The sequence below is a fragment of the Sulfurimonas sp. genome, assembly GCF_026988655.1.
Classification (GTDB): Bacteria; Campylobacterota; Campylobacteria; order Campylobacterales; family Sulfurimonadaceae; genus Sulfurimonas.
The window spans coordinates 1-21,901 of record NZ_JALSKT010000081.1; the positions used below are offsets into that span (position 1 = coordinate 1).

The following is a 21,901-nucleotide window of genomic DNA, read 5'->3' on the forward strand; positions in this document are numbered from 1 at the left end:
TCTCAAACTCTTTCAAGTGGCTTCAACTCGAAGTCTCTCTAGGCCTTTTAAACAAGGTCTCTCTGTTTGTGGATGGGAATTATAGAGAAGTGTTGCTTAGATGTAGCTTAATGTTTGGGGGAGTTTTACAAAAAATTAAAAAGTTATTTTTGCATACCCACTTTCTGGACTAATTGTAATTATTACTTGTTCATCACTGTTTTTCAAGGTAAGTACACAAGGAGTCTTTAGTAATCTGTCAGTCCCTGCCATATACGGACCACTTAGGGTACTTTGATCACCACGCATCGGTCTTCCAATATAGTCAAAAGATATTCTCTGCCCACATGTAGAACTTATGTCGGTAATTCCATAACTTCTTCCCAGATTTAGTTTATTCATTCCTACAAAATCAGCATGATTGATATCTAGTTTATTAGCTCCAGTATAACCACCCGTCATTCTCCTATTAGGATTTGCTGGATCTATTGCAATTTCAATTTCGTTGGCATCTCCGGTACTTTCTCCAGATGTATCTGAAAAAATAGTGTAGGCCCACTTGCCATCTGAGTTAGTATTTTTTCCAAACATTATCTGCCATCTCTGTTTATACCAATTTTCATCATTGGCATCAAACTTATCATCTATCAAAGCTAGATGCTGTGTATACCTAATATGTGACAACAACTGTAAAGCTGCTTCTTGAACTGGGTTAGTTTTAGTTTTTGGAATTATTACTGCTGCCAAAATCCCGACAACAACTATCACAAAAACCAATTCTAATAACGTAAATGCTTTTTTCATACCTTAAGTATATCGTAAAAAATAAAATTATAAAAGAAATTTATGTGAGTAGAAGAAGAGAAAGAAAAGTGGAAACTATGCACAAGCGCACAGTTTCCATAATAAGAGCTAAAAATTAAATTTTTTCAGCTACTGGAACATCATAAAGAATATCATCCATTGGATGTCTATACATTGGCATTGCAAGACGTTTTTCATCTAAAATATGACCAATGAAACCTATTGAACGACCAACTATGAAGAATGCATTTAATGTACCTGAAGAGATAAATTCATTAATTTCATCTTCAGTATAACCAAGTGCTCTCCACATATCTACCATCAAAATACCAATAGTACCATCAACATTTAGAATAAGATTCTCTTTTTTACTTGTAGTAAGTTGTTCAACTGTTAAAGCATAATCAAGAAGTGGTGTTGCTGGAAAATACTCTTTAGCAAATTTCTTAAGACCTTCGACTCTCAAGTCTGGATTTTTAAGAGATTTGATACGATGACCAATTCCTGGAATTGGAATACCTTCTTTTTTCATATGTCCTAAAAATTCTGCTGGTGTAAGACCATTATCATCAGCATATTTAAAGTGTTGAGCAGCACCATCAATTGCCCCACCAAATCTTGGACCAATTGTTAAAAGACCAGTTACTAGTGCTTCAACTACTGATTTACCAGCACGAGCTGTTACTTTTGCATTATGAGCACCTGAAACAGCTGGACCATGGTCAGCAACAGTTTTCATTACAGTTTCAATAAATTGAGTAGCCCATTCTGGGTACTGTTTTTTGAACCATAATAAAGATATAACATCACCAATACCTTTACCTGTATCTGGAGTTGCAACTGAAGAGATTGGGAAACCTGCATAAGTTGCTTCATCACCTCTATCATCAGAAATAGTACAGATAAACTCTTTACTTCTTCTAACTTTAGGTACAGTGTTTATAACTGGCTCAGGAATTTTACTAATTGTACCATTTGCCAACAGATCAGTATAAACTTCTTTTATTGTTTTTGGTAAATCATTAAATGATGCTGGAACATGGATTCCCGCTTCTGCCATTGCTTTATTTTTAGCTGCAGCAGTCTCAGCGTCTGCATTTGCAGATGCACCAGCATGTCCAAATTGTACACCAGAAGAAAAGTGTTTAGCAATTGTACCGATACACCATGCAATAATTGGTTTTGTGATTTTTCCTGATTTTACAGCTTCGATGACTTTATACTCTTCAGTACCACCAACTTCGCCTAAAAGAACCATATATTTAACATCTGGATTTTTTTCCATTCTAAGCATGTTATCAATAAATACTGAACCAACAAAACGGTCACCGCCAATAGCAACACCTTCAGCTATACCATCAGCGTTGATAGCAATTATGTTAGAAAGTTCGTTAAAAAGACCACCTGAACGAGTAATAAGTCCGCATGAACCAGCACGGTGAAGTTTTGAGTTAACTATGTTTTCAATTGTTCCACCAATATTGGCAATTTTAAATGCACCTGGAACAATTGCACCAACAGTAGCTGGCCCAATAACTGTAACGCCTGCTTTTCTTGCAGCATTATTCATTTTTCTTGCTAATCTTTCAGGAATACCTTCTGCAGTCACCATGATAGATTTAAATCCACCAAGTTCTACTGCTTCCATAGTTACATCATATGCAGTTCTAAATGATGCAAAGTTTAAAAGAACATCAGCATTTGGATGTGCTTTTTTTGCCTCAGCAGTACTTTTAAATAATGGCACCATTATTTCATCTGGACCATAAAAGAATTTCTCAAATTTATTACCACTTGTCGGTGCTACAATAGCCGCAACAGATGGAGTTTTTCTTTGAATAGTATAATCATAGTCTAACATTCTTTGGATAGCAGTTTTGTTGTTATTCCAAAAAATCGCTTGTGTATCTTTAGTATATAATTTTTCCATTTTTATCCCTTACTTCTCTAATGCCATTCTAACAATGTCAGTAACATGTGTTTCTGGCCCATAAACTTCAATATAAAGACCTAATCTATCTGCAGCTTCTTTAATATCTTTGAGACCTTTTTCGTAGTTTGGTCCACCACGTCTAACATATATCTTAGTATTGTGTTCTTTCATTTTTTCTGCATTCTCTTCAAATGATTGAATAATACCAGTAAATGTTTTTGCAACATCAGTAAAGTTTGCAATTGCTCCACCAATAATCATTACTTTATCAAGACCTTTAGGATCTTTATGACGTGTCATTAAGTCAATAATAGTATCTGCATAAAATTTAGTTTCACTAGTAGTTGGACCACCTGAGTACTCACCATAATTTGCAAGATCAGCAATAGAACCACCAGTCGCTTCAGCGAAATCAGCAATAGTATCTGCATAAACAACAGAAGCACCACCACCAGCAACCATAGTCCAAACTCTACCCATTGGATTAAGAATAGTTAATTTCAATGAAGCACCTGACTTACTATCAGCTTCTGCTATTGCTTTTTCTTCTGGAGATTGGTCTTCCATACCAAACGCAGTTGGATACTCTATATCTCCCCAAACATCTTTCATCATAAATCCAGCTGTATCATCAAGACGTGCAACAAGGTCTAATATAGCCATCTCGTTGTTGTCAAGCATTACTATTGGGTTAATTTCAAGATATGCAAAGTTCATATCTCTGTAAAATTTAAAGAATTGAATTGCAAAAGATGTAAAAGAAGCCTTGTCTTTTTCTTGAATATCTTCAGGGATATTTGCAGTTATAGCATGCTCTATTTCCACATCTGTCATATCTATAGGGATAACTACTTCATTAACCTTTTCGTCCCAACCCTCTTCAACTTCCATTCCGCCTTCTGCAGACATATATAAAACATCATCTTCACCAACACATGTAGCTGAAATATAATACTCTTGTTCTTGTCCATGAGGAGTAAATGGCTCAACAATAAAGTGAGTCAGAGTCCCGTGCTGACCTGATAAAAGTGTAGTAGTGTGAGAAATTTTTTCATCAATCCACTTTGCTGCATCTTCTAATGTAACATCACCTGGCTTATTTGTTTTAAAAAGTACTAAATCATTTTTACCACGTTTACCAAATAACATATCTGGTTTTGCAACTAAAGGCTCTTGTTTTAACCATTCAAAGCCATGTTCTTCAGCTTTTGCTAAAAGTTCTGCTCCACTTGTTACTAAAACAGATTTAAATCCATAATGAAAACCACTAAAATATTTTTCCCACTGTTTAGAAAAAAGTGCTTTACCGTCATATTCGCGTATCGCTTTTTGAGCCATAGAAACTCCCTATTTTGATATTTAAGCAACATTCTAGCATAAAGTGATTAAATAAATATTTATACTTAATATTAAGTATTCAATAGATTTATATATTGTTTATTTTAGTAACATGAGCTTTGTAAATAATTTTATTACTGTAACGTATTGTTACATTTGTAGTTTGTTTACTTCTCAGCGGTAACTCTTTCAGTTTAAATTGTTCACATTTTTCAATATTATAAAACTTCAAACGCAGCTGCATCTTTTTATTTGTGGATACACAATCTATATTTTGTGATTTAAGTTCTTTTGCTAACTCTTTAGCAACATGCATATTATATGCAAAATGCTTTTTAGGATTTTCTAGAAAAATATACAATTCTTTATTAAAAAATACTATCAAAGTATTTAGTAATAAAAATAATACTGAAATGATAAATATGAGTCGGTATTTTTTTCGGTGTTCCTTAAGACGTACTCTATATGATGATGCAAAAGTTTCGCCTGCTAAAGGTAGCGCGATTATAAGATAAGGGGCAAATACTTCGATCTCTATACGCTGACGAAATGAAAGCATCATAGAAATAAACAAAACTGTTGATGAGATATACCATAACTTATCTATTTCATCAGATAAAAATTTCCGATAGAGCACATATACTAAATATATAAATATTATTGGAGTAAATATTGCACTATACACACCCATCGTATCTAAGAAATGCCCACTTGGAACACCCTGTATATGAAAACCATATATGTATATATTTAAAGCGTATAGCAGAGTGTTGTAAACAAAAAATATTTTATTTTTTTCAAACAAACTATACACTACTAGACCTAAAAATAAATATGCAAAACCGGGATCAATGAGCGCAAAAATTAAAAGCAAAATATTTGTATAGTTTATGCTCAACTTTTTATCTAAATAAACGTAAAGTAATAAACCAAAGATTACAACTCCCGCATGATTAACTATCAGGGCAGAGCTAACAACTCCAGGGAGTAAAATAAAAATAAATAAAATCCATAAGCGATTTCTTTGAGACTTAACATAATAAGCAGAAAGCAAATAAATTAAAACATCACTTAATAAATGCAATACAACCATAATGAAACGCAGTCCAAAATCATTGTTTCCAAATATTTTTAATGATAAATGAGTAATATACTGAAGAATGGAAAAGTCCCCATATAAAAGCTTTGCTTCATTGTAAGAAATCGAGATATGGGACGTCTCAAAAAATAATATAGCTGCATCCAATCCTATAAGTAAGAAAAAGATGTACCTATAATTCATAATTTTAAAAAGTTTCCTATCATTTCATGACCATATTCACTCATAATCGACTCAGGGTGAAACTGGACACCGTAGATATCTTTATCTTTTATTTTTAGCCCCATAATTTCATTATCATCTGTGCTAAACGCAGTAGATTCAATCACATCTGGTAGAGTCTCTTTTTCTACTATGAGCGAATGGTAACGCGTTGCCACAAACTCTTGCGGCAAATCTTTAAATATTTCGCAACTTGTAGTTTGCTTCATTACAGATGTTTTCCCATGCATCATATTTTTTGCACGTACCACATTAGCACCAAATACTTGAGCAATACTTTGATGTCCTAAACAAATGCCAAAAATAGGCAACTTGTCTTGAAAATACTTTATAACTTCTAATGTCACTCCTGCTTCATCAGGAGAAGCCGGTCCTGGAGAAATGATTATCTTTTCTGGCTTAAGAGCTTCTATCTCTTTTACACTCATTTCATCATTTCTAATGACCTTTAAATCCGCCCCAAGTTCACGACAATACTGAACAATATTGTAAGTAAAACTATCATAATTATCTATCATTAAAATCATACTATTTCTATCCTCTTAAAACCCCTACTTTAAGGGATTTTATAAACTTTCTATCTAATAAATTATAAATCCTGCTACCCTATAGCTACCCATTTTCATATTTTTTATACATTTTTATACTATTTTTGGGTAGCACTCTTGGGTATCCTTTGTATAGTATAAACAAAAAAATTATATCTTTTTGTGTATTAACTAGTACTTTAAATAAAATATTATAAGATTAAACTTCTAGCTCTAATTTAGCGTCACCCTTGTATCTCTCTTTTATTTGTTAGTGTTTGCAAATAGTTTGATATATTTATCAGTGAATAGGTCACTAAAAATATCATAAGCCCAGGAAAAAAGCTTACCCACCACGCTATATCTACAACATCTTTACCACCACTAAGGATAGTCCCCCAACTCATCTGTGGGGCAACAATTCCAAGTCCTAAAAAGCTAAGACCTGATTCAGCGAGGATAGCACCCCCTACTCCAAAGGTAAAACTTACAAAATAAATCGGTGCTAAAATTGGAGCATAGTATTTAAACAGAATTTTTGTTTTGCTCACATTTGCAATATTTAGTATTTTGATATAAGGTTGTGAAGTGATTTTGAAACTCTCTGAGCGTATAAGTCTTGCTGTTGTCATCCAACCTGTGATTGAAATAATTACAATCAAAACATACATCGAAGCATTCACGTAACTGATGAGCGCCAACAACAAGAAAAAAGTTGGAAAGGTCAAAAAAAGATCAACAACAACTACAAATGTTTTGTCCACTACTCCTTTAAAATATCCAGCAATTGAACCATAGAGAAGTCCTATAAAAGAAGCGATAAAAGCACTTCCAAGCCCAATTATTAACGAGATTTGTCCACCTTGGATCAATCTAGCTAGAAGATCACGTCCCAGTCTGTCGGTACCAAGTAAATGTTCAAACGAAGGTGAAAGTAAAATTGAATTGCTATCTAAAGCATAAGGATTAAGAGGATAAAAGAAACTCCCTAAAAAAGAGAAACAGAAAATAAAAAAAAGGACAAATATACTAAATTTAGGCATTTAGTTACTGTTTTATCCCTAATAAAGTCTGCATCATCTGATCAACGGTTGTAATTACTTTTGCAGCAGCACCATAGGATGTCTGATATTTAATCAAGTTTGTCATCTCTTCATCAATACTTACTTTTGATACAGAACTGTATTCCATCTCAATAGCATTAAACTGCGTAGAAATTGTTTCATTTTTTGTTGTAGCTGCGTTTGAGGAAATCCCAACATAGGTGCTTGTCACATCAAACATTCCATAAATAGTTGTATCATACTTTTCACTACCTACATTAAAGTTATAATCTTCAAACTGTTGTTGAACCATATCTAAAGCCAGTCTATTATCACCTGCACTTGATGCATATCCTGCATGTAAAAGTGTAGGATTATCTGCATATTCATTTGTTAATCTAATATCTTGAGCATTCTCTCCATCAAAATACCTTCCAAGTCCAAGTGCACCGGCAAAGTTTGTTCCAGACGAAAAATCACCATCTTTCAAATTATCTTTTATTGAAAAAGTGTAGCCTTGTGATTGAAACTGAGCTTTGATACCAAGTTCAAGCTTTTGCTCGCCTGTCGCTGATGCCGCATAGTTAAAAGAAAGAAAATCATCCACATCATTTGTGCCATTTGCATCATCATTATCATCTTTATTAGTTTCAATTTGGTCTTTAATTGAATTAGTTCCATTAGACATGGAAGTGGCTGTATCAATATTAATTGTTCGTGTCGCAACTTCATTTCCATCAATATCATAAACAATAACATCAAATGAACCTTCTTTGATACCAACTTCAGAACTTACCAATGAATTTGACTGATCTATATTTACTACATTTGATTCTTTCCGTACAGAAGCACTTTGTGCATAGATATTGTTTGTTGCTTCTATCAAGCCATTTGCAAATGCATTCAAATCAGTAGCAGTTTTTTGTAAGACACCATCCACAGGCATCCCACTAGTTGTATCTAAAGCACCACCACGTAATGCAAATATGGCTCCTATCTTACCACCTTTGATTTCTTCATTCATTGGTATTAAAGTACCGTCTTGTCTTTCATAAGAAACTTCATAAAAACCAAAAGGATTGTCTTCTTTAGAAATTTGTAATGGATGAAAAGTATTGCCATCTACAATATTAAATCCATTGACACTCAAGGTATAACTACCCGTACGAGTATTTGAATTACTATCTATTTGAATGTTTGCATCAAGTTGTCCTTGATTCACCTCAGCACCAATAAGCCTAGATAAACTTCTCTCTAAAACATTTCGCTTATCACGTAAATCATTTGCACTATACAAACCTCCATTTTCAGCATTGTCTATGGAAACATTCAAATCTGCAAGTTGTTTTGCCAAGTCATTGACTTGCTCAATGTTGACTGCTAATTGATCATTTACTTGTTGTTGCAAGTTTAAAACTTGATCTTGTGTTTCGTTGATATGCTTTGAAAGTGTTTGTGTTTGTGTTGCCAAAGCAACTTTTATAGAGTCATTGTTTGGATTATCTGCAAACGTCTGCCACATATTGTAAAACTCGGCTAAATCAGATTTAATCCCGACTCCATCAATTTCAGGAAAATAGGTAGAAAGCTCATCAAGTGTCTGTTTTTCAAAGTCACTAAACTCTTTATCAGCAGATACACCGTTATATCTATCAAAAACAAAGTTATCAAAAACTCTTTTTATCTCTTGAACTTCCACACCATTTCCAACTTGACCGGGAGAGGTTGTTAGTGGTGTCGCTGCAGATGTTACAACCCTTTGACGAGTATAACCATCTACTTCAGCGTTTGAAATATTATGTCCAGTAGTGTTAATCCCGACCTGAGCTGCACTTAGTCCGCTGTATCCAATATTGAGAGTATTAAAAAGAGAAGCCATATTACACTCTTACCTGTAAGATAGAAGAGTTTTTAGAAGCAACTTTGTTGTAACCTTGCATTTCCGTTGGTACGAGTCTTTCTAAAAATGTATTATATAAATTACTGACTATTACGACTAGTTTTGCATATTCTTTATTGACTTCTCTTAGCTTTGAGAGTTCTATCTTTAACTCATCCAAAAGTATATGTTGCTCTGCGTTAATTAAATCTTGAAGTTGTACATTTGTATTTGAAGTCATTAAGGAAGATATCTCATGATCAATCATCGCTTTTTTAGCTTCAAAACTTTTTAATTTTTCTTCTTTAATAGAAAGCCTGTCAAATTGAGGGTCATGTTTTGCCACTTTAATATCTTGAATATCTGACTCCGTAATCGCAATCAAATCTTTTAAATCTTTTAAAGCACTTTCTAAATGATGACTTAACATTTCACACCTCTCTTATTTTATATCTACAGTAACTCGTCTGCCATTTTGTTTGCTAATGCAGATAAGTCTACTTTGTACTCACCAGAGTTAATAGACTCTTTGAGTTGTTCCACTCTGCTAGCACTATTTTGTTTTGTACCAGCACTCTGTTTTGTATGTGTATTTTTCACAGTATCATTTGCAAGAGTACTTGCAAGACTGCTATTATTTAATTGTGTAATCATAACTGACCCTTTAACCTATGTTTATAAATCTATTTATATACAGCTAAATCGACTAAAACACAATTTTCTTAAGCTAAATCAACTCTTATCACGAGATAAATAGTCATAAAGCATTTGAGAAAAACCAAAACTCCCCGCACTTGCTTTTGAGAGTTCATCTCTATACATTGATTTGTATATTTTATCACCTGGATCTTTTTGTGAAGAGAAAAGATTTTTTTCATCTTTCATAGCATTGTCCATTAACATTTTGATGATAACTGACTCAAAAGCATCTGTTTGTTTTCGTAGTTCTTTATCTTCAGCCTTTGCATCTATCTTTGGTATTGCTGCATTTTGTGTTAACATTTGTGCTCTTGCTTGTATTGCATTCATTCCATAACTCATTATATCACCTCTAACTCTGCAGAAATACTTCCCGCGCTTTTCATTGCCTCTAAAATAGAGATGATATCTTTAGGTGTTGCACCTAATTTTTGTAGTGACCTTACTAGATTTGCAACAGTAGTTGTTCCCTCTCTTGTGTAAAGTTCATTTTGATTGAGTCCAATAACAAGATTTTTATCCACCTGCATAGACCCTGCTGGCGTAGATGGATTTTTTTCTTCTACTATTTTAATGGTTATATCACCTTGCGTTAAGACAACTGGCTTTAACATGATGTCTACTCCAGCGACTATCGTTCCTGTTCGCTCATTAATGATAATCTTATTTTTTGGTACATAATTCATATCTATCTCTTGAACCTCAGCCAAAAATTCAATCATAGAACGGTTTTTTGGACGTTTAAGTTTAATGCTTCTTGAGTCCATAGCAACAGCGACTTGTGTGCTATAAAATTTATTTATGGCTTTTTGAACTGCTACTGCGTTTGAAAAGCCTGATTCTTTTAATGAAAGCGTTGCATATTCTTGGTGAAAAAGATCAATATTAATCTCACGCTCAATAAAACCACCATTAAATACAGTTCCACTCGTCGGATGCGATTCTCTCGCACCTCGTTCATTTCTTCCGCCAATACTTACAGAACCCTGCGCTAATGCGTATATCTTTCCATCCACCCCTTTTAAAGGTGTCATCAAGAGTGTACCACCCTCTAAAGATTTGGCATCACCTATGGACGAGACAACAACATCAAACTTATCCCCTTGACGTGCAAAAGGCTTCATTGTTGCTGTGACAACAACAGCTGCAACATTTTTAGATTTTATATCTATGGGATTCATATCTATGTTCATAGCTTTAAGCATATTTGAAATTGACTGGAGAGTAAATTTTGAAGTAGTTCCATCACCTGTTTTTTTAAGTCCAACGACTAAAGAGTAACCAATGATCTGATTTTCTCGAACACCTACAATACTTGATACATCAGTAATCTTCGTAGCTTGCAGTGTAGAGAAAAAAACTAAAAAAACTAAAATATATTTCATCAAGCAATCCTTTTATTGTAAAAGAATTAGCAACTTTTATTCCAAGTTATGAAGCTTCGTAGTAAGTAAGTGTAGTATTCCCAAATTTTTTAGATTTTTTCACACTATAATGACCTAAAGTATCAGGTAACTCTAAGCCTGTCATATGTTCAACAATGAGCATTTTTACATTTTCTTTGGGCAATTGACTTATAAGAGCCAAAGTTTTATCGTAGATATCTTCCATGCCTTCACGTATACTAAAAGGGGGATCAACATAGAAGTATGCATCTTCTTTAAGCTTTTGAAGTTTACTTACTACTGCGTTTATATTTTGAAAACTATCACCGGCAAAGACTTCACAAGCATCTGGGTCTGTTTGTGAGATATTACTTTTAAGAGTTTTGAGAGCATCTCTATCTTTTTCCATAAAGTATATCTTTTTAGCACCACGACTCAGTGCTTCAAGACCAATAGAACCGCTTCCTGAAAACACCTCAACAAAATTGGCATCTATAATGTCAAACTGTAAAGTATTAAAAAAAGATTCTAGCACTATAGATTTTGAACTTCTTGTCGTTGTTTTAGAAGGTAATAAAAGTGTTTTCCCTTTATACTTTCCAGATATTATTTTTTTGCTTAATGGTTTATTTTTCATAAAATGCTTTCACCGCTCGTAATATATTTGCTTGATACTCTTGTGTGAGTAATTCAATACGTTTTTCTAAAATTTCAAAACTCATTGGTTTCTCTTTTTCTACAGCAACTTCCTTTACTTGTTTAGTATTTGGATAGAGCTCATTGTATTTTTTCTCCAAAGCCAAAATAAGTTGTGATTTTGAAAAAGGTTTTAATAAGTCGGCTTTTTCATTGCTTGCAATATAAAAACATCGTTCATCATTCAAACACTCTTCATCTCGAATAATAATATCGCTCTTTTTTGACAGGCTCAAATACTTTGCCAAAAAAACTTCTAATGACTTTTGTAGTAGTGGAGATTGACACTCAACTGCAACTTTCATACCTATCCTTCTATATAATACTCTATCGAGTATCTCAAATCTTCATCTAGTTCGCTCAAGCTTAAAAGCCACATCAGATAACCTCTATCACTATTGGCAATATCTTCAATATAATGTCCAAGATATTTTCCAAAAGTTAATTTTTGTAAAAGAACTGGCTTAAAACTTAGTTCTTTCATACTATCTACATACGAAATATCCAAAAGATACTCAAATAACAACTTCGTAACAACTACATCAGCTAAGGCATTATGAGAGCATAAAGCATCTTTAATTCCATACTTTTGTAAAAGTCTATCTTCCTCTTTATAAAGTTTCAAGTCATATCGTAAAAATTGTAAAGAAAAAAGTTCACATTCACTTATGAGATGTTTTGTAACTTTAAGAGTATCGATTACATCACCCTGCCAAACAAAACCTGAAGAAGCTAACATTTTCAAATCAAAAGAGGCATTATGTGCAACTAAAGTGTTTTCTTCTTTATTACATTCATTTAAATATTTATATATTTCACTCGCTTCAAACGCAGCTTTATCTTGTATCATTTCATTTGTAATATGATGAATGCTTGAAGCTATAGAAGGTATCTTTTTGCCCTCATTGAGCAATTCATAGCGAGCACGCTCTTTATCTAAAAGTGCAACAGAACAAAGTCTGTCACTCTCCTCTAAACCTGTAGTTTCGACATCTATAAATATTAACATTTTGTGACCTTGACTTTTTTACACCTCACACTTAACACCATAAAAGAAAAATATCCTGCAATTCCTATTAAAATATATAATATATAGATATTAAACCATTCAAAAATAGAATCGTATGAAGCAAAAAGTGTTGTAAGCGTAAGCAAAAGAATCATCTCTCCCCCTACTATCCAGATTAATAACATAAGCCATTTACGCCATACTTTCACTAAATCTCCATAACCTATATCTTCTAGTACACTGGTTTCTACGCCCTCTTGGGGACAACTTAAAAGCTTAAGCTGATAATTGAATAAGCATCTATTAAAGATATATTTTAAGCTAAGAAATAAAGAAATTAAAAGAGTCACACTCCAACTCAAAACAAACCAAAACTTAAATATTAAAAATAAAGCATGATAAATTTCAAGACTAAGCGTTTGCATTCCTTGATTTATATAGATAAAAACCGTAATAACCCCAGCTATCATTGCAGCTAAGAAGAGACTTGTAAGTGTCAATCTAAAAAGCCAATGAAGCCACAAAGAGAGATAAAATTTACTCACGTACCTTCCCAAATTGATTTAGCATTGTGTAGTAATGTTCTAAAGTCATAAAACTTTTTTCAAATCTATAACGAATAATAAACTCAACAACTTTATCCTTAAACGCAGTGTCAACCTTTTCCACACGTCCATAATAAGCAAGTGAAATATTTTTACTTTTTTTCTGGGCAACTTTATCATAACTAATTGCAAGAATTTGTAGATACTTCCCTTCTTTAATTTCACCAAGATTTTCACTTAAAAGCGAAGCACCTGAAAGGTTTACAGCTTTGTATTGAAACAAGTCATTAAATTCAGGTACTTTTTTAACAATATCTAGTTCCACATAAAGCTTCTTCAAAAGGGTTAAGTTTTCCTTCCTTGCTACTTCATAACTAGAAATTTTATTTGTCAAATTTTTTAATCTATCTAAGGCGGAGTTCTTCATAACTTGCTCCTTTACTAAAAGTATATCAAAAAAAGGTATAATACTTTCATTAATTTACAGATATAAAGAGACATATGGACTACTTAAAAATACACCCCACAGCAGCACTTGAGGGTAAAATAAACATCTCTGGTGCGAAAAACGCTTCCCTTCCTTTAATTGCTATGACAATTCTTGCAAAAGAAGCTGTAAAGATAACAAACCTTCCTAATGTTGTTGACATTAAAACTCTATTAAAACTATTGGCAAATTTGGGTGCGAATTGTGATTTTTTTGATGATGGAGTGCTTGTAAACACATCTTCAATAAATGAAACAAAAGCTACATACGATATCGTGAAAACAATGCGTGCTTCTATCTTAGTTTTGGGCCCTATTCTTGCTCGTTTTGGACACTGTGAAGTTTCTCTACCTGGTGGATGTGCCATTGGACAGCGACCTATTGACTTGCATTTAAAAGCTCTCGAGCAAATGGGTGCCAAGATTGATATCAAAGCAGGTTATATTGAAGCTAGCACACCAAATGGGCTCAAAGGTTGTGAAATAATTTTTGATAAAATCACTGTTACTGGAACTGCAAATATAGTAATGGCTGCAGCACTAGCAAAAGGTGTTACAAGCATTACAAACGCAGCAAGAGAACCTGAAGTTGTACAACTGTGTGAAATTTTAAATAATAGTGGCGTAACTATCAAGGGTATTGGAACTGCTATTTTAGAGATTCATGGAACAGCTGGAGAATTGATAAACATTAAAGAATTTGCAGTTATCCCTGATAGAATTGAGGCTGGAACATATCTCTGTGCAGGTGCTATTACAAAGTCAGAATTAACACTCACCAATGTTGAACCAAAACATCTTGGCGCAGTACTGTCAAAACTTGAAGAGATGGGTAGTAGTTTCACCATTGCAAAAGACACTATTACAATTCACCCCTCAGATGAAATTAAAGCAGTCAAAATAATTACTCAAGAATATCCTGCTTTTCCTACAGATATGCAAGCACAATTTTTAGCACTAGCCACTCAAGCTAATGGGGTTTCAATAATAGAAGAAAAACTTTTCGAAAATAGATTTATGCATGTCAGCGAACTACAACGTATGGGTGCAGATATCACTCTCAATGGTCACACAGCAACAGTAAATGGTAAAACACAGCTAAGTGGCACAGATGTAATGGCAACAGATTTGCGAGCTTCTAGTGCTTTAGTTCTTGCTGGGCTGATTGCAAATGGGGAGACGAATGTCCACCGTATTTATCATCTTGATCGTGGTTATGATTCTTTAGAAAGTAAGCTTAAAAATGTTGGAGCGAAGATACAAAGGCTAAAGGAGTAAAACTCCCTAGTCTTTAAATACTATCATTTCATAAACGCTTTTTTTTGTAACGAGGGATTTATCAGGTGCCACAGAATGTGCACTTTTTGCGACTTGAACTTCATGACGAAGTGTTGCAATATCTTTTTCCATTTTGTCTATATTTTCTTTTAAATTTAAAATAATATCAACACCGGCAAGATTTACACCAAGTTCACGTGTCAAACGCAGTATAAGTTTAATCCTATCTATATCTCTTTGAGAATAGAGTCGAATACGTCCATTTGAACGTGAAGGGTTAACAAGGTTCTCCCTTTCATACTGTCGAAGTGTTTGTGGATGTATATCTAAGATCTTAGATACAATACTAATCAAATAGACTGGTTCATCATAATGGTGCATGATACTCTCCTCCTTTAAATTTTATACCGTTTTTGGTAATTTTTCTTTCATAACTTCAACAAGTTCAGAATCTAAATCTTCTACTTTTGGCAACACAATATTTGCTTTTAAGTAGAGATCACCTCTTACTTTCGTTTTACGATTCATCGCACCCATTTCTTTGACACGGAATCGCTGTCCATTTTTCGTATTTTTTGGTACTTTCAACTTGATCTCTTTTTCAAGCGTTTGAACGACAATAGTATCTCCAAATAGTGCTGCATATAAAGGAACATCAAAAGATTTGACTAAATTATCCCCTTCTCTTTCATACTCTGGGCTAGGTGCAACATGAATTCTTAAAAACAGGTCACCGACACGACCATTTTGCGCATGCCCTTTGCCTTTGACTCTCATTTTTTCGCCGTCTTTCACTCCAGCGGGAATTTTGATATCAAATCTGTCCCCATTGACTGCTACAGAATGAGAACCTCCAAGTACAGAAACACTAAAAGGAATGGTAACATCTGTTTCTATATCTAAGTTAGGTTCTTGATAGCGTTGTTGTCCGGAGCTAAAACCTCCGCCAAATCCAGATGATGCACCACCAAAGCCACCAAAGCCTCCTGCTGCACCACCACCGGAAAACATTTGTCTTAGTATTTCATCTAAATCAGCCTGTCCTCCTTGACTTTGTGAAAAGTCATGAAAGTTTTGACCACCAAACATAGCATCACCATATTGGTCATACTGCGCTTTTTTCTCTTTGTCGCTTAAAACTTCATAGGCTGCATTTATCTCTTTAAATTTTGCTTCAGCGCTCGCCTCTTTATTGATATCTGGATGATATTTTCTTGCTAATTTTCTGTATGCTTTTTTAATTTCGGATTCAGTTGCGTTTGGAGAAACTTCTAATGTTTCATATAATGATTTGCTCATATAGTTATCCTCTCTTTATAAAATTTATTCTTTGAGAGGATTATATCATATTAGTTGAGTGGATGTCAATCAAGGTGCGACAACCTTGATATGCTTAGTGTAAGAAGTGACGGATCCCAGAAAAGTATAAGCTCATACCAAATTCATTAGCAGCTGCTATAATTTCTTCATCACGGATAGAACCACCTGGCTCGATTACGTTTTTAACACCAGCTGCAGCTGCTGCATCTATAGAGTCACGAAATGGGAAAAATGCTTCAGAGGCTAAAGCTGCACCGCTAACATCAAGCCCCATCTCTTTGGCTTTTTTAAGTGCACATTGTGCAGCGTCAACACGACTTGTCATTCCCATACCTACAGCTACCATTGCAGAATTTTTTACATAAACGACACAGTTTGATTTTGTTAATGATGCTACTTTATATGCTATCTCTAAATCTTTCATGTCTTGGGGACTTGCTGCGTTTGAAGACATAAGTGTAGCGTTTTGCACTTCATCATTTTTCACTTTATCAGCATCTTGAAAAATAAATCCACCATCAATGTGTTTAAAATCTTTTTTATCATTAGCAAGAACGAGCTTATCGCTTCCCATTTCAAAAAGTTTGATACGTTTTTTTGCAGCAAAAACTTCTTGTGCCTCTTCCGTAATACGACCTGCAATGATAACTTCAATAAATATCTCATTCATTTTTTGAGCCATTGCTTTATCTACTGTACCATTGACTGCAACAACTCCACCAAATGCAGAAACAGGATCACACTTTAGTGCTTCCGTATAAGCCTCTAATAGTGTATCTTTAATAGCAAACCCACATGGATTCCCATGTTTAGAAATACAAACAGCATTATCATCACCAAACGCAGCAGCAATTTTTACAGCACCGTTTAAATCATTAAGGTTGTTGAAACTTGCTTCACCTTTGAGTGTTTTAAAATTATTTGAAAAATGTTTGTCAAATTCATATAAAGCACCTTTTTGGTGTGGGTTCTCACCATAACGTGTATTCATTACTTTATTTCCGACTACAAATTGTTTTTCACCGAAGCCTTCATTAAAACGTTCATTCATATAGTTTGCAATCATAGAATCATATGCTGCAGTATGCTCATACGCTTTTATCATAAAACCACGACGAAAATCTTTTGTATTTTTTTCATTTTCTATAGCATCTATTACTACATCATAGTCTTGTACATCAGTAACAATGATTACAGCATCAAAGTTTTTTGCAGCGGAGCGAACCATCGCAGGTCCACCAATATCTATATTTTCAATAATCTCATCAAAATCATCAGTTTTCTCAATAGTTTCTTTAAAAGGATAAAGGTTTACACACACCAAATCAATCGCCTCAACACCTAACTCTTGTGCTTGATCAAGATGTGATTTTTTATCACGGCGATGCAGTATTCCACCATGAACATAAGGATTTAAAGTTTTTACACGTCCTTCAAAACATTCAGGAAACTTCGTCACTTCATCAATTTCAATAGCCGCAACATCGCTATCTTTTAACAACTTATATGTTCCACCAGTTGAAATAATTTCATATCCGTTTTTCACTAAAGATTTACAAAAATCAACTACACCACTTTTATCACTCACACTTACTAATGCTCTTTTCATTTAGGCCTCATAAAAATAAATTGCGTTATTTTAGCTAAATAGAGTTTATAAGATGGTAAACTTTAAAAAATCAACTTATGAGAAAACAAATGAAGAAAAATATAGCAATACTTTGCTCAGGAGGTGATGTCTCCGGTATGAATCCAGCTCTCAAAAGATTTGTCGAGTATAGTTTACAAAACAATCTCACTCCTTATTTTGTTTACGATGGATATGAAGGTCTTATTGATAACAATATCAAAAAAACTAGCTACTGTGATGTCGCTGGAATTGTAAACCGTGGAGGTACAAAAATTGGTAGTGCAAGAAGTCAACGCTTTAGAGAAGCTAAATATAGAAAACAAGCTAAAGAAAATTTACACAAATTAAACATTAGTATGCTTGTCGTGCTAGGTGGGGACGGTTCTTTTCGCGGTTTACATCAGTTTTATTTAGAACATAAGATAAAATTTTGTGGTATTCCTTCTACCATTGACAATGACATCTCTGGGACTGATTATTGTTTGGGTATTGATACGGCTTTAAATATGATAAAACTCTCAATAGATGCAATCCGCGATACAGCTTCTTCTTTTAAAAGAGCTTTTATTATTGAAACTATGGGAAATAAATGTGGTTACTTGGCCTTAGTCTCTCATTTAACCTCTGGATCTGAATTATGCCTAATACCAGAAGTACCATACAATCTCAAAGATTACGAAGAGAAGTTTAAACATCAAATTAAAAATGGACGACGATATTTTATAGTTATTACCGCAGAGGGTATCAAACAAAATGCACAAGAGATAGCAAACTGGTTTGAAGATAAGATAGGGATAGAATCAAGAGTCAGTATTTTAGGACATTTACAACGTGGAGGTAATCCGAGTGTGAGAGATAGGCTTATGGCTCATGAGTTTATAACTTATGCAATTGATGGTTTGTTAAAAAATATAAATGAAACTATAGTGTGTTATTCAGAGAGTGGTTTTAATTATAAAGAAATTGATGCAGTTGTAAACACACCACACCAATTAAATCAAGAACTTATAAGTTTTATAAGTTCTTAAACGCAGTAGTGACTAAAAGTCACCTTTAGCTGCACGTGCAGGGATTTCTTCCATTGCAGTTTTCACTTGAGTTGCTAGTTTTAACATCTCTGGAGGTAATGGGTAACCACCATGGATAGCAAGTGTTAAATCCATAGTAATCAAGTATCTTTTTCCATTCCCGTATTCTACCAACATAATTCTACATGGCATAAATCCACCAAAATAACGAGAGTGATTTAAGAATTTTTTAGCGATATAAAGGCTACACATTGAAAGGTTTTCAACATATTTAACTTCATTTGGTTTTGCATCTGGAATAGTGAACATTTTAGTATCACCAGTTACACGCATATTATACTCTTCAGCTAATGCTTTGATTGACTCAACAACATCTTCATTTGAAACATCTTCACTTACTTCGTACTCATTCATCATAGCACGTGCAGGATCACCATTTTTCATCACTTCAGTAAACATATCATCATATGCTTTCATCGCACCATCATCAAGCTTATGTTGACCTGTCACTGCAGTCCAACCCATATGCATTGTTGAACAACCTGAAACCAACATCATAACACCCGCTGCAAGTACTGCAGTAATTAAATTCTTAACCATCCATTTTCCTTTAAGTTTTAAATTGGAGTAATGATTATACTATCATAATTATTAAAGTATATTTATTTTTTAGATTAGATTTTTGTATCACAATTATATAATATTCTTATAAGTCTTGCTCTATCACACGTGCGAATGTATTAAAGTAATTATCTTGTAATTTTGTGATACTCATATTTACATCATTAATCCTAATACTATCCCCACCAACAGTACCGATCTTCTCTATAGACATAGACTCATCTAGCATTGCCTCAAAAGCTTCACAGTTTTCAGGTTTCACTTCTATAATAGCACGACTCATACTTTCAGAGAAAATATCTCTATCATCAGCAACACTCATTTCAACATCACAACCAAGTCCACTTGTCGCAGCCATTTTAGCTAATGCAATAGCTACACCACCACTACTTGCATCTTTTGCACACTCTAAAAGATGTTTTTTGTTTCCTTCAATGACTAAGTCCCAAAGGGCAAGTTCTTGTTTGTAATCAATCTCTGGCATTTCACCAGCCACTGTGTCATAAAGCTCTTTCATATATAAAGAACCACCAAACTCAGATTTTGATTCACCTACCAAATAAAGAGCATTTCCCTTATTTTGAAAACTTGACATTAAAACATTGTTTTCATCATCATTCACACCAACAGTTGCAATTGAAGGCGTTGGAAAAACAGAAACACCATTTGTTTCATTATAAAGAGAAACATTTCCACCAATGACAGGAGTCGTAAGGGCTGCACAAGCTTCTTTAATTCCTAAACAACCCTCACCAAATTGCCACATTACTTCAGGGTTTTCAGGATTTCCATAATTTAGACAATCTGTAATCGCTAAAGGTCTAGCTCCACTCATAGCAACATTACGCCCAGATTCTACAACTGCAGCCGCTCCACCCATTTTAGGGTCAATATAACAGTATCTTACATTACAGTCAGCACTCATAGCAAGTGCTTTTTTATTTTCTTTGACACGAATAACAGAAGCGTCAAGCATTCCGCCATTTTTTATAGTGTTAGTTTGTACCATTGAATCATATTGTGTATAAATCCAAGATTTATCTACAACTTCCATAGATTTTGTTAATGTCTCAAAAGCTTCTTGATTTGAAACTCTGTCAAAATCATCAATGCTAACTTTATGTATGCCATCTAAATAAGCAGGTTTTTTCATAGGACGATTCAGTTCTGGTGCTTCTTCACTCACAGGATCTACTGGAACCTCAGCACACTTCTCACCATGCCAAAAGAGTTCCATATTTCCAGTGTTAGTTACTTCACCAACAACAGCAGCATCCAAGTCCCATTTTTCAAAAATATCTATGATTGCCTGTTCTGAACCTTTTTTTGCACAAAGGAGCATACGTTCTTGAGACTCACTTAGCATAAAATCGTATGGTGTCATATTTTCCTCACGAGCAGGAACTTTGTCAAGGTGCATAATCATCCCAGAGCCGGAACGACCTGCCATTTCAAACGCAGAAGATGTAAGACCCGCAGCACCCATATCTTGAATACCAATAACATGGTCAGTTTTAAAAAGCTCTAAACATGCTTCAAGTAAAAGCTTTTCAGTAAATGGATCACCAACTTGAACAGTAGGACGAAGAGATTTACTCTCTTCTGTAAAACTATCAGAACTCATAACAGCCCCACCAAGACCATCACGACCAGTTTTTGCACCTACATACATTACAGGGTTTCCAGTTCCCTCTGCTTTACCATAAAAGATTTCATCACTTTTAGCAATACCTAAAGTAAAAGCATTAACAAGAATATTTCCATTATAACATTCGTCAAAACTTGTTTCGCCACCGATAGTAGGAACTCCCATACAGTTACCATAACCACCGATACCTTCAGTTACACCACGTACCAAATAACGTTGGTGTTTAGAGATATCATCTTTGTTTAAAACATTTCCAAAACGCAGTGCATTTAAGTTTGCAACAGGACGGGCACCCATTGTAAAAACATCACGCATTATTCCACCAACACCAGTTGCAGCACCTTGATAAGGCTCTATAAAACTTGGGTGATTGTGTGATTCCATTTTAAATACAGCAGCATACCCATCACCGATGTCAATAACACCAGCATTTTCTCCTGGACCTTGAATAACCCAAGGAGCTTTTGTTGGAAAACCTTTTAAATGTATTTTAGATGATTTATAAGAACAATGTTCACTCCACATAGCTGAAAAAATACCTAACTCAACTAAGTTTGGCTCACGATTCAAAATCTCTTTTATATGTTTATAATCTTCTTGAGAAAGTTTATGGTTTGCTAACTGTTCATCAATGTTTTCTAATTGTTGGCTCACGGGTGTATCCTAAAAATTGGTTTTTAAAGAGGGATTATATCAAATAAGTGGTAAAAGTTGTTTGAATGACTATATTTT

Annotated in this window: 23 protein-coding genes; 2 read left to right on the forward strand and 21 right to left on the reverse strand. The window is 34.2% G+C overall.

Annotation, left to right across the window (positions count from 1 at the left end; all coding sequences use genetic code 11):
- Positions 1-135: 135 nt before the first annotated feature.
- The 16 genes from MV052_RS09025 to MV052_RS09100 all read right to left on the reverse strand — a co-directional run bounded on the left by MV052_RS09025 (position 136) and on the right by MV052_RS09100 (position 13,585).
- Positions 136-783 carry a type II secretion system protein gene (locus MV052_RS09025; RefSeq protein WP_297443483.1) on the reverse strand — a complete coding sequence of 216 codons (648 nt, stop codon included), beginning with the start codon at positions 781-783 and terminating at the stop codon, positions 136-138.
- A 115-nt stretch (positions 784-898) separates the two neighbouring features.
- Positions 899-2,713 (reverse strand): citrate/2-methylcitrate synthase, encoded by a 1,815-nt coding sequence (locus tag MV052_RS09030; RefSeq protein ID WP_297443486.1) that lies wholly within the window; start codon positions 2,711-2,713, stop codon positions 899-901.
- Between the two features lie 9 nt (positions 2,714-2,722).
- A complete protein-coding gene (locus tag MV052_RS09035; RefSeq protein WP_297443488.1) occupies positions 2,723-4,054 on the reverse strand; it encodes an ATP citrate lyase citrate-binding domain-containing protein in 1,332 nt (443 codons plus the stop codon).
- A gap of 88 nt (positions 4,055-4,142) precedes the next feature.
- Positions 4,143-5,147, reverse strand: a complete 1,005-nt coding sequence (locus tag MV052_RS09040; protein ID WP_297443491.1) for a hypothetical protein — start codon at positions 5,145-5,147, stop codon at positions 4,143-4,145.
- Positions 5,148-5,332: 185 nt separating this feature from the next.
- The gene (locus tag MV052_RS09045) at positions 5,333-5,902 is read right to left on the reverse strand and encodes an aminodeoxychorismate/anthranilate synthase component II (protein ID WP_297443494.1); all 570 of its coding nucleotides are present in this window, start codon (positions 5,900-5,902) and stop codon (positions 5,333-5,335) included.
- Positions 5,903-6,147: 245 nt separating this feature from the next.
- The gene (locus MV052_RS09050) at positions 6,148-6,945 is read right to left on the reverse strand and encodes an ABC transporter permease (RefSeq protein ID WP_297443497.1); all 798 of its coding nucleotides are present in this window, start codon (positions 6,943-6,945) and stop codon (positions 6,148-6,150) included.
- A 4-nt stretch (positions 6,946-6,949) separates the two neighbouring features.
- Positions 6,950-8,824 (reverse strand): flagellar hook-associated protein FlgK, encoded by a 1,875-nt coding sequence (flgK, locus tag MV052_RS09055; RefSeq protein ID WP_297443500.1) that lies wholly within the window; start codon positions 8,822-8,824, stop codon positions 6,950-6,952.
- Between the two features lies 1 nt (position 8,825).
- On the reverse strand, positions 8,826-9,254 hold the full coding sequence (locus MV052_RS09060; RefSeq protein ID WP_297443502.1) for a hypothetical protein: 429 nt from the start codon (positions 9,252-9,254) through the stop codon (positions 8,826-8,828).
- Positions 9,255-9,277: 23 nt separating this feature from the next.
- Positions 9,278-9,478: a flagellar biosynthesis anti-sigma factor FlgM gene (locus MV052_RS09065; protein WP_297443505.1), complete on the reverse strand. Its 201-nt coding sequence runs from the start codon at positions 9,476-9,478 to the stop codon at positions 9,278-9,280.
- Between the two features lie 78 nt (positions 9,479-9,556).
- A complete protein-coding gene (locus MV052_RS09070; RefSeq protein WP_297443508.1) occupies positions 9,557-9,865 on the reverse strand; it encodes a rod-binding protein in 309 nt (102 codons plus the stop codon).
- A complete protein-coding gene (locus MV052_RS09075; protein ID WP_297443511.1) occupies positions 9,865-10,908 on the reverse strand; it encodes a flagellar basal body P-ring protein FlgI in 1,044 nt (347 codons plus the stop codon). Before MV052_RS09075 ends, MV052_RS09070 begins: the two co-directional genes overlap by 1 nt.
- Before the next feature lie 46 nt (positions 10,909-10,954).
- Positions 10,955-11,545 (reverse strand): 16S rRNA (guanine(966)-N(2))-methyltransferase RsmD, encoded by a 591-nt coding sequence (gene rsmD, locus MV052_RS09080; RefSeq protein ID WP_297443514.1) that lies wholly within the window; start codon positions 11,543-11,545, stop codon positions 10,955-10,957.
- Complete coding sequence (locus MV052_RS09085; protein ID WP_297443517.1) at positions 11,535-11,909, reverse strand: hypothetical protein; 375 nt, start codon at positions 11,907-11,909, stop codon at positions 11,535-11,537. The genes rsmD and MV052_RS09085 overlap by 11 nt, the downstream gene beginning before the upstream one ends.
- 2 nt (positions 11,910-11,911) lie before the next feature.
- Positions 11,912-12,613, reverse strand: a complete 702-nt coding sequence (locus MV052_RS09090; RefSeq protein ID WP_297443519.1) for an exonuclease domain-containing protein — start codon at positions 12,611-12,613, stop codon at positions 11,912-11,914.
- Positions 12,607-13,158: a hypothetical protein gene (locus MV052_RS09095; protein ID WP_297443522.1), complete on the reverse strand. Its 552-nt coding sequence runs from the start codon at positions 13,156-13,158 to the stop codon at positions 12,607-12,609. Before MV052_RS09095 ends, MV052_RS09090 begins: the two co-directional genes overlap by 7 nt.
- Positions 13,151-13,585, reverse strand: coding sequence for a hypothetical protein (locus MV052_RS09100; protein WP_297443525.1), 435 nt, complete (start codon positions 13,583-13,585; stop codon positions 13,151-13,153). The genes MV052_RS09095 and MV052_RS09100 overlap by 8 nt, the downstream gene beginning before the upstream one ends.
- Before the next feature lie 74 nt (positions 13,586-13,659).
- Between MV052_RS09100 and murA the strand changes: the two genes are divergently transcribed.
- Complete coding sequence (murA, locus tag MV052_RS09105) at positions 13,660-14,922, forward strand: UDP-N-acetylglucosamine 1-carboxyvinyltransferase (RefSeq protein WP_297443528.1); 1,263 nt, start codon at positions 13,660-13,662, stop codon at positions 14,920-14,922.
- 6 nt (positions 14,923-14,928) lie between these two features.
- Here the strand turns inward: murA and MV052_RS09110 are convergent, their stop codons facing one another.
- The 3 genes from MV052_RS09110 to purH all read right to left on the reverse strand — a co-directional run bounded on the left by MV052_RS09110 (position 14,929) and on the right by purH (position 17,851).
- On the reverse strand, positions 14,929-15,303 hold the full coding sequence (locus MV052_RS09110; protein WP_297443530.1) for a helix-turn-helix transcriptional regulator: 375 nt from the start codon (positions 15,301-15,303) through the stop codon (positions 14,929-14,931).
- Between the two features lie 21 nt (positions 15,304-15,324).
- Positions 15,325-16,221 carry a J domain-containing protein gene (locus MV052_RS09115; protein WP_297443535.1) on the reverse strand — a complete coding sequence of 299 codons (897 nt, stop codon included), beginning with the start codon at positions 16,219-16,221 and terminating at the stop codon, positions 15,325-15,327.
- 94 nt (positions 16,222-16,315) lie between these two features.
- Positions 16,316-17,851: a bifunctional phosphoribosylaminoimidazolecarboxamide formyltransferase/IMP cyclohydrolase gene (gene purH / locus MV052_RS09120; protein WP_297443538.1), complete on the reverse strand. Its 1,536-nt coding sequence runs from the start codon at positions 17,849-17,851 to the stop codon at positions 16,316-16,318.
- An 89-nt stretch (positions 17,852-17,940) separates the two neighbouring features.
- Here purH and MV052_RS09125 point away from each other — a divergent pair, with 89 nt between their 5' ends.
- Positions 17,941-18,900, forward strand: a complete 960-nt coding sequence (locus tag MV052_RS09125; RefSeq protein WP_297443541.1) for a 6-phosphofructokinase — start codon at positions 17,941-17,943, stop codon at positions 18,898-18,900.
- 12 nt (positions 18,901-18,912) lie between these two features.
- On the opposite strand, the gene MV052_RS09130 is transcribed toward MV052_RS09125, so the two are convergent.
- Positions 18,913-19,500 carry a DUF302 domain-containing protein gene (locus MV052_RS09130; RefSeq protein WP_297443544.1) on the reverse strand — a complete coding sequence of 196 codons (588 nt, stop codon included), beginning with the start codon at positions 19,498-19,500 and terminating at the stop codon, positions 18,913-18,915.
- Positions 19,501-19,606: 106 nt separating this feature from the next.
- Positions 19,607-21,823: a phosphoribosylformylglycinamidine synthase subunit PurL gene (gene purL, locus MV052_RS09135; protein WP_297443546.1), complete on the reverse strand. Its 2,217-nt coding sequence runs from the start codon at positions 21,821-21,823 to the stop codon at positions 19,607-19,609.
- Between the last annotated feature and the right edge of the window lie 78 nt (positions 21,824-21,901).